Source organism: Micromonospora sp. NPDC023644, from assembly GCF_040640115.1.
Taxonomy (GTDB): domain Bacteria; phylum Actinomycetota; class Actinomycetes; order Mycobacteriales; family Micromonosporaceae; genus Micromonospora.
In genome coordinates this window covers 1-8,848 of record NZ_JBFABA010000100.1, presented here as the reverse complement: position 1 = coordinate 8,848, position 8,848 = coordinate 1, and the positions used below count along the sequence as shown (strand labels likewise).

The following is an 8,848-nucleotide window of genomic DNA, read 5'->3' as shown; positions in this document are numbered from 1 at the left end:
CCCGGCGACCCGGCGGCGGGCCCGCAGCGCGTCCGATCCCGAGCCTAGGCGAGCCGCCCACCGGCCGACGGCCGTCCGGCCAAGTCGGTGCCGCCGGCCGGCCGCCCGCACCGGTGCCGCCGACGGGCCGCCCGGGTCGGTGCCGCCGGCCGTCCCGGGCAGGTCGGTGCCGCCGGTGGGCCGGCCCGCACGGGTGTCGGGCGGGCGGCCGCACGGGCGTCAGGCCACCGGGGTGCTCCGGGCCGCGTCCAGGTCGACGAGCGCGGTGTCGTCTGCGTCGTAGGCGAGGGTGCTGGTCACCCGGACCACGCCGCTGACCTGCCCGGCCAGCCGGCCCGCCAGCTCGACGGCGCTGCGCCGGTCCAACCGGCCGTCGAGCGTCACCTCGCCGTCGCGCACCTGGACCGTGACCAGCCCGTCCCGTACCGCGAGCACGCGGCGCAGCACCTCCTGCACCACGTCCTCGCGGATCTCCGCGTCGCTGCGCAGGTGCACCCGCAGCAGGTCGCCGCGCGTGACGATGCCGACGAGCCGGCCCAGGTCGTCGAGCACCGGCAGCCGCTTGACCGACTCCTGGTCCATCTGCCGGGCAGCGGCGGAGATCGTCGCCTCCGGCCAGGTGGTCACCGGCGGGGCGGTCATCAGGTCACGCGCCAGCAGGGCGTCGGCCTTCTCCCGGGCGGCGCGGCGCCGCCGCCCCTCGAAGACCCGCCGCTCGTCCGGGCGGCCGGCCCGCTCGACCTTGTGCAGCAGATCCGACTCGGACACCACGCCGAGCACCCGACGGAAGCCGTCCACCACGGGCACCCCGCTGATGCCCCGCCGGACCAACGCGTCGACGATCTCGCGGTAGGGGGTCTCCTCCCCCACCGTCGCGACCTCCCGGGTCATCACGTCGCCCACCTGCCACGTCCTCATCGCGACCTCCCTGTCGTTCCCACCTGCGACGCTACGGCCGCGGCGGCCCGCCGGGTCAGGGCCGCCGGACCGGGCCAGGAGGGGTCCAAGGTCCCGGTCCGGTGGGGCCCGGTCGGCCCTGCCCGCCGGGCGCCGGTGGGCGTCCAATGGAGATGCCACCGGGAAAGCGCGGTGCGAGGCACACGAAGGGACGTGGAGAGAATGGCCGCGACGATCGAGCGCACCACCACCAGGACCGACGCTCCGGTCGCGGAGACCCGACACGTCGGCGAGACCACCAGGGAGCGGGCAGCCCGGTACGTCTTCGCCGGCATCCGGATCGCCCTCGGGTGGACCTTCCTCTGGGCGTTCCTGGACAAGGTCTTCGGTCTGGGGTTCGCCACCGAGGCGAAGAACGCCTGGATCAACGGCGGCAGCCCGACCAAGGGCTTCCTGACCTTCGGCGCGGCGGGTCCGTTCGCGGACTTCTACCACGGCATCGCCGGGGCCGCCTGGGCCGATGTGCTCTTCATGGTCGGCCTGGCCGCGATCGGCGTCGCGCTGCTGCTCGGCATCGGGATGCGCCTGGCCGCCGTCGCCGGCGCGGTGCTCTACGTGATGATGTGGACGGTCGTCCTGCCTCCCGAGAACAACCCCTTCATGGACGACCACCTGCTCAACGCGGCACTGCTGGTCGGGCTCGCACTGGTCAACGCCGGCGCGACCCTCGGCCTGGGCACGACGTGGGCCAAGCTCCCGATCGTGCGCCGCTTCCCCTGGCTGCGGTGACCGGGCGCGGCACCTACCCACCAGCGGGCGTCACCACCGGTGACGCCCGCTTCCGCATGCCCGCCCCGCCACGTCATGCCGACTTCCGCGTGCCCACCCCCGCCGTGTCGACCCACCGCGTGCCCGCCCCGCACGTCGTGTCGACTTCCGCCTGCCCGCCCCGCACGTCATGCCCCTTGAGCCTGCCCACCCGCCGCGTCACGCCCGCGTCGCGCCCGCCCACCTCACCGCGTCACGCCCCCCGCCGGCCGCGTCTCCCGCCCGCCCGACGTGTCCGGGCAGGTGGGAGACCCGGCCGGCGGCGCGGCACACCGGTCGCGCCGCGGGTCTCCGGGACCGCCACGCATCGGCCGGACGCCATCGGGCAGGATCTCGGGTGACGGACATCAGGACCGAAACGGCAGGAGACTCCCGAATGAACCAGGCAGCAGGCGCCCGCTCGGGCAAGCCCGAGGTGGGTCCGATCGAGGGCGCGCCGCCCGCCGACCTCGTCATCGAGGACATCACCGTCGGCGAGGGGCCGGAGGCCCAGCCGGGGCAGCTGGCCAGCGTGCACTACGTGGGGGTCGCCCACTCCACCGGCCGCGAGTTCGACTCGTCGTGGAACCGGGGCGAGGCGTTCGACTTCCCGCTCGGCGGCGGGCAGGTCATCTCCGGCTGGGACCGGGGCGTCGTGGGCATGCGGGTCGGCGGTCGGCGCCGCCTGACCATCCCGCCGCACCTGGGCTACGGCGACCGGGGCGCCGGTGGCGTCATCAAGCCGGGCGAGACCCTGGTCTTCGTCGTCGACCTGCTCGGCGTCCGCTGAGCAAACGGCGAGCCCTCTGAGCGGGCGGTGAGCCGCCGCGCGCACGGCCAACCGCCCAGCGGACGGCGGCTCACCACTCGGCGGACGCCCGGCGGACGGTCAACCGCGCCGCGCAGGGGCGAACCGCTCCGCGCACGGGCCAACCGCCCAGCGGGCGGCAGCTCACCACTCGGCGGACGCCCGGTGGACGATCAACCGCGCCGCGCAGGGGCGAACCGCTCCGCGCACGGGCCAAGCGCCCAGCGGACGGGCGGACCGCTCGGCCACGGGCCGGCGCGGATGGCGGACGACGCCGTCGGCACCGGCCCGCACGCCGCGCCGCCCTGGGCCTCGGGCGCCGGAGGGTCAGCAGGGCACCAGCTCCCGGTCGGCGCACGGGTCCACGATCGGGATGACCCGGTGCAGGCCGGTGGCCCGCAGCACCCGCTCGACCACCGGGTCGGGGCGGAGCAGCACCAGCTCCCCGCCTCGGGCGCGCACGCGCAGGTGCGCGGCGACCAGCGCCCGCACCCCGGCGGCGGAGAGCAGGCGGACGCCGGAGAGATCCAGCCGGAGCACGGGCCGGGCCGGAGCGGCCCAGAGCGCGGAGCGGAACGTGGCGACGGTGGCGATGTCGACCTCGCCGATCGCCCGCACCTCCACCTCGTGGTCGGCCACGGTGATCTCCACGTGGAGCCGGTCGTCGCGCTGTTCCATACCGACGAACCTATCCCCCACCACCGACATTTCCGCCCTGCTGAGGGACCGGATCGGGGTACGTCCAGGGTCATACCCGGGGCCTCCCGGATCCCCCTCAGGGATGACGCGGCGCGGGCCTGCGGGCGGCGACCTCGGCGGCGAGAATGAGCCGATGGCCTCCTCCCGCCCCCGCGCGCCCCGGCTGATCCGACCCGTGCGCGAGCCCGCCACGGTCCCGCCGCCGCTCGACGGGCCGTGGGCGCCCGCCGACCGGCGACTCGACTCGGTCGAGCTGCTGCCCCTGCCCGACGGGGTGTCCGGCCCGGAGGACGTGGTCGTCGACCCGTCCGGGCGGGTGGTCAGCGGCGCGGCGGACGGCCGGCTCTGGTGGTGGCCGGTGGACGCGCCACCCGGCACCCGGCCCCGGCCGCTCGCCGACACCGGGGGCCGGCCGCTGGGCGTGGAGGTCGACCCGCGCGACGGCAGCCTCGTGGTCTGCGACGCGTACCGGGGGTTGCTGCGGGTGACCGGTGACGGGGCGGTACGCGAGCTGGGCGGGCTCGGGGCGAGGGCACACCTGGCCGACAACGCCACCGTCGCCCGCGACGGCACCGTCTACTTCACCGACTCCTCCGACCGCTTCCCGCTCTCGCACTGGAAGCGGGACCTGCTGGAGCACCGGCCCAACGGGCGGGTGCTGGCGTACGACCCGCGCAGCGGGCGCACCGAGGTCGTCCGCGCCGGGTTCCACTTCCCCAACGGGCTCGCGCTCACCCCGGACGAGTCGGCGCTGATGCTGGTCGAGACCGCCACCCACCGGCTGGTGCGGGTCGCGCTGGCCGACGGCGCGGTCACCGTGCTGGCCGACCTGCCGGCGTACCCGGACAACCTGACCCCGGTGGGCGACGGGACGTACTGGATCGCGTTGCCGAGTCCCCGGGTGCCGGTGGTGGAGCGGCTGCTGCCCCACCCCCGGCTGCGGCAGCTGGTGGCGGTGCTGCCGGCGGCGGTGCAGCCGAAACCACTGCGCTACGGCCTGGTGGCCCTCGTCGACGGCGAGGGACGGGTGCTGCGCACCCTGCACGGTCCGCGCGGGACCTACGACATGATCACCGGCGTCCGCCAGCACGGCGACCACCTGTGGCTGGGCAGCCTCACCGGGCCCGGGGTGGCCCGGGTGAAGTTGCGCTGAGCCGCGACGCCCGACGCGCCCGGGTGCCGTTGGGTTGAGCCGCGACGCCCGACGCGCCGGGGACCGGCCCGCGCGGCGGCGGGCCGGTCCCCGGGTGTGCGTACCGTCGGATCAGCCGCCGCGCACGGACGGCGCGGGCACCGGCGAGCCCCCGGCCACCGCGCCCGGGTGCGGTACGGCCGACGGGGTCGGTCGCAGGCCGGCCGGCACGGGCAGCGCGCTGCCCTTGACGAACTCGTCCCAGCTGACGTTCCAAGCCGTCCAGCCGTTGCCCTCGGTCAACTCGACCTCGGTGCCCTTGATGGTGACCAGGTCGCCGACCTGCGTGACGCCCATCAGCCAGTCCGCGGCCTCGTTGGACACGTTGGTGCAGCCGTGCGAGACGTTGGTGCTGCCCTGGTCCCCCACCGACCAGGGCGCGGCGTGGATGAACTCGCCGCCCCAGGTGAGCCGCTGGGCGTCCTCGACGTCGACCACGTAGGGGTCGGCCGAACCCCGGGTGTCGAACGTCGTGAACTCGTGCTTCTCCATGATCACCATCTTGCCGCTGGAGGTCGGCGTGCTCGGCTTGCCCATGCTGACCGGGATCTTGCGGACCACCTTGCCGTCCCGCAGCACCGACATCTGCTTGGTCGCGTTGTCGATCTCCAGGGCCACCTGCCGACCGATCTTCGAGGTGGCGGTGCGGTCGGAGTCGCCGACCCGGTCCTTGCCGATCGGCAGGCCCTCCAGCCCGGCCCGGACGCTGATGCTGGTCCCCGGGCGCCAGAAGTCGGGGGCCCGGTAATAGGCCTGACTGCCGTCCGACACCCACGACCAGGCACCCGGCTGCGGCGGATCCGTCTTCACGAACAAACGGCGCTGCACGTCGCCCCTGGCCTCTTTCGGAATGGGCGGGTCGAACGCCACGGTCACCGGCATTGCGGTGCCGTACGTCCGATTACCGGCGAAGTACAACGTGCTGGTGATTTCCGGCTTCGTCGGTTTCGGCATCGTGGTGAAGGTGGTCTTGCGGGTGGTCGTCCTCCCCGAGTCCCCCGTGGCGGTCACCTCCGCGGTGTAGGTGCGCCGCGGCTTCAGGGGCGCCTTCGGCACCCAGCCCGAACCGTCCTCCCGGGGCTCCGCCTCGACCTGCGCGCCCTTGTCGTCGGTGATCCGGACAGCGGTGACCTTCCCGTTCCTGACCGCGGTCCCCACCTCGGCGCTGATCGGCACCTCGCGGGCGCGGTCGGCGGGCGTCACGGCCAACTCCGGTGCCGCCGCCGCCCGCCCCTCGGCCGGCCCGGCACCCGGTTTGCGGTCGGCGGTGCACCCGCCGAGGGCCAACGGCGCTGCCGCGATGGTCACGGCCAGCACCGTCAGTCGCCGCCTCAACTCCATGATGCGTCCCCCCGTTAATTGGTGTCCCTCAGCCACATTCTCTCCACGCCGCGCCGGATGGGCGCGCAATTCGGCGGAATGGGGAAAGCAATTATGGGACGCATTTCCCGCCCTGCACTAAATGGGGCCGCCCGCTCCGATTTCCGGATCCGTCCGGGATCGTCCGACGCGCCACCGCCGGCCCCCGGCCTCCCGGCGCGTCCCCCTTGCCCCACCCCGGGCGGTTCGGCGGCGACGAGGCGGGTGCGCGGCACGACGCCGCCCCCGCGCGTCGCCGCCGCCGCCCGCTCACGACCAGGCGTCGCCCGCCGACACCGCACGCCCACGACCTGGCGGCACCCCCGACGCCGCACGCTCACGTCCAGGCGTCGTCGCCGTGGTTGCGTTCCCACCGGCCGCCGACCGGCGGGGTGTCCATCCGGATGGCGGAGTCCGCGTTGCCGGCGAGGTCGTTGTCCTCGACCCGGCAGTCCACGCAGCTGCCCTGCTCGGTGATCCACAGCCCGTGGTCCTGACTGCTCGGCTCCCGGTTGTCCCAGATCCGGTTCCCCCGGATGGTGGCCGAGTCGACGGCCGCGTTGATCGCGATGCCGGCCCGCACCGGCGGCCCGGCGGGCAGCTCGTACGGGGTGCCCGGCGCCGGAGTGGCCCCGCTCCACCCGCTGTGGGAATCCGGCCGGATCGGCGCGAGCGTGAGCTCGGTGTCGTCGTTGGCCGCCACCACGGCGATCCGCTCGCCGACCCGCACCACCTTGCCCCGGTGGCCGTCGTTCGGCCAGGTCGCCCGCCGGTCCACCACCGACCTCTCGGTGTACCGCACCGAGTCGCCGTGCCCGCTCGTCGCCGGTGCCCACTGCCGCCCGTTCTTGCGGATCCGGTTGGCGACCAGGATGGCGTCGCGGACCGGACGGTCGATGCGGATGGCGTCGGCGCTGTTGCCGTAGAAGTCGTTGCTCTCGATGACGATCTCCTCGGCGACCTGCTCCTCGGATCCGCCGAGGTTGCGCTGGTGGTAGCCGTACCGGCCGTTGCCGCTGATCCGGTTGCCACGGATCGTGTACGGGCCCGGGGTGTTGCCGATGCTGACCCCGTCGCGCAGGTTGCCGTCGATCACGCAGTCGGTGAGGATGCCGCCCCGCCCGGCGGTGTGCGTGGTGCCCTTCGCCGAGACGTGGAAGCCCGCCTCCAGGTTGCCGGTCATGGTGCACGCGGAGACGATCAGGCCGTTCGCGCCCCAGTCGGAGATGCCGAAGCGGTTGCCCTGGGCGTGGCAGCCGATGATCCGCACCCCCCGCGGACGCAGGTGGTCCGCCTCCTGCAACTCCAGGAAGATGCCGTTGGTGGCGTTGGCCACCGCGCTGCAGTTGACGATGTTGAACCGCTCGACGCTGCCCCAGCCGCCGATGCCGACGCCGATGCCGGCGCCGCCCATCTCGGTGCCGCTGTCCAGCCGCCCGCACCCGGCCACCAGCACCCCCTCGATGAGGCAGTCCTGGAGGAAGTCGCAGCCCAGGCCGGTGGCGGCGGTGTGGTGGATGTACAGGTTGCGGAAGGTGCCCCGCACGACGTACTGCAACCCGAGCCCCTTGGCCAGCGGGTTGTAGTCCGCCGACGCCACCCCCGAGCCGTCGATCTCGAAGTCGGAGAAGGTGCAGTCCGCCAGGTGCCGGTCCCGGTCGGCCCCGTGCTGGAGCGTGGTGTAGAAGGCCAGCGGCGCCGGGTCGGACCGGTTGCCGGCGTTGCTGAGCACGAAGCGGGTCGCCCCCGGGCCGGCGCCGACGAGCGACACCCCGGAACGCCACACGGTGCCCGAGTCCCGCATCGAGTAGACCCCGGGTGGGCAGTAGATGATCCTGGCCCGGCCGTCGGCGGAGTACGCGTCGCCGAGCCGGTCCACCAGCGCGGCGAGCGCCGGCTGGTCGTTGGCCACCCCGTCGCCGACCAGGCCGTGTTCCCGGGCGTCGCAGAGCAGCGGGGCGCCGGCCACCGCGTGGCGGCGCACGCCGCTGGCGGAGGGCATGTCCGGGTACGCCACCTCGTCCTCCCCTCGGCGAGACTGCCCGGCCCGCATTCCCGGCCCTTTCCGCAGGAAACGCGGGCCGCGACGGCGACGGCCCCGGCGCCGCCGGATGGCGGTGCCGGGGCCGTCGCGGCCGGGGTCAGACGTTGGCGATCAGCACCGCCGGCCGCTCGACGCAGTCGGCGACGTGCCGCAGGAAACCGCCGGCCACCCCGCCGTCGCAGACCCGGTGGTCGAAGGTCAGGCTGAGCTGCGTCACCTTCCGCACCGCGAGCTGCCCGTCCACCACCCAGGGCTTGTCCACGATCCGGCCCACCCCGAGCAGCGCCGCCTCCGGGTGGTTGATGATCGGGGTGGAGCCGTCGACGCCGAAGACGCCGTAGTTGTTGAGCGTGAACGTGCCGCCGGTCAGCCGGGCCGGGGGCAGCGTGCCGGCCCGGGCGGCCGTGGTGGTCGCGGTCAGCTCGGCGGCCAGCTCGGCGGTGGTCAGCCGCTGCGCGTCCCGCAGCACCGGCACGACCAGCCCCCGGTCGGTCTGGGCGGCGATGCCCAGGTGCACCCCGGCGGACTGGACGATCCGCTGGCCCTCGGTGTCGACCCGGGCGTTGAGCTGCGGGTACCGGCGCAGCCCGGACAGGCAGATCCGGGCCAGCAGGGCCAGGATGCTCACCGGCGCGTCCGGGGTCGCCGCGTTGATCGCCGCGCGGGTCTCCAGCAGGCCGGTGGCGTCCACGTCCACCCAGATGGTCACCTCGGGGATCTCCCGCCGGCTGCGGGAGAGCTTGTCGGCGATCACCTTGCGGATGCCGGTCAGCGGGACGACCAGGTCCTCGGCGCCGGAGACCGTCGACGGGACGGGCTCGTCCGGCACCGCGGCGAGCCGGGCGGCCGGCGTCGCCGCCCCGGCCGCAGCGGCCTCCACGTCCGCCCGGCGCACCACCCCGCCCGGACCGGTGCCGCGCAGGGTGGCCAGGTCGAGGCCGTGCTCGCGGGCCAGCTCCGGGTCCTCCTCGACCAGGGCGATCGCCTCGGCCCGGGCGTCGCGGATCAGGTCGGCGTCGCGCAGCAGCGAGAGCAGCCGCAG

General features: G+C 74.8%; 8 protein-coding genes. 3 read left to right on the top strand and 5 right to left on the bottom strand.

The window, feature by feature from the left end; genetic code table 11:
* Positions 1 to 219 precede the first annotated feature (219 nt).
* The gene (locus tag AB0G08_RS29820; RefSeq protein ID WP_358094213.1) at positions 220 to 918 is read right to left on the bottom strand and encodes a CBS domain-containing protein; all 699 of its coding nucleotides are present in this window, start codon (positions 916 to 918) and stop codon (positions 220 to 222) included.
* A 201-nt stretch (positions 919 to 1,119) separates the two neighbouring features.
* On the opposite strand from AB0G08_RS29820, the gene AB0G08_RS29815 reads away from it, so the two are divergent.
* Positions 1,120 to 1,686 carry a hypothetical protein gene (locus AB0G08_RS29815; RefSeq protein ID WP_358094211.1) on the top strand — a complete coding sequence of 189 codons (567 nt, stop codon included), beginning with the start codon at positions 1,120 to 1,122 and terminating at the stop codon, positions 1,684 to 1,686.
* A 415-nt stretch (positions 1,687 to 2,101) separates the two neighbouring features.
* Positions 2,102 to 2,494 (top strand): FKBP-type peptidyl-prolyl cis-trans isomerase, encoded by a 393-nt coding sequence (locus AB0G08_RS29810; protein WP_357883033.1) that lies wholly within the window; start codon positions 2,102 to 2,104, stop codon positions 2,492 to 2,494.
* A 345-nt stretch (positions 2,495 to 2,839) separates the two neighbouring features.
* On the opposite strand, the gene AB0G08_RS29805 is transcribed toward AB0G08_RS29810, so the two are convergent.
* Entirely contained in the window at positions 2,840 to 3,190 is a 351-nt protein-coding gene (locus tag AB0G08_RS29805) for an STAS domain-containing protein (protein ID WP_358094207.1), read from the bottom strand.
* 154 nt (positions 3,191 to 3,344) lie between these two features.
* Between AB0G08_RS29805 and AB0G08_RS29800 the strand changes: the two genes are divergently transcribed.
* Positions 3,345 to 4,364, top strand: a complete 1,020-nt coding sequence (locus tag AB0G08_RS29800; protein ID WP_358094204.1) for an SMP-30/gluconolactonase/LRE family protein — start codon at positions 3,345 to 3,347, stop codon at positions 4,362 to 4,364.
* A gap of 111 nt (positions 4,365 to 4,475) precedes the next feature.
* On the opposite strand, the gene AB0G08_RS29795 is transcribed toward AB0G08_RS29800, so the two are convergent.
* The 3 genes from AB0G08_RS29795 to AB0G08_RS29785 all read right to left on the bottom strand — a co-directional run.
* The gene (locus AB0G08_RS29795; protein WP_358094201.1) at positions 4,476 to 5,744 is read right to left on the bottom strand and encodes an Ig-like domain-containing protein; all 1,269 of its coding nucleotides are present in this window, start codon (positions 5,742 to 5,744) and stop codon (positions 4,476 to 4,478) included.
* A 355-nt stretch (positions 5,745 to 6,099) separates the two neighbouring features.
* Positions 6,100 to 7,764, bottom strand: a complete 1,665-nt coding sequence (locus AB0G08_RS29790) for a right-handed parallel beta-helix repeat-containing protein (protein ID WP_358094216.1) — start codon at positions 7,762 to 7,764, stop codon at positions 6,100 to 6,102.
* 139 nt (positions 7,765 to 7,903) lie between these two features.
* A partial coding sequence (locus AB0G08_RS29785; protein WP_358094198.1) for a 2-oxo acid dehydrogenase subunit E2 occupies positions 7,904 to 8,848 on the bottom strand: 945 nt, incomplete at its 5' end.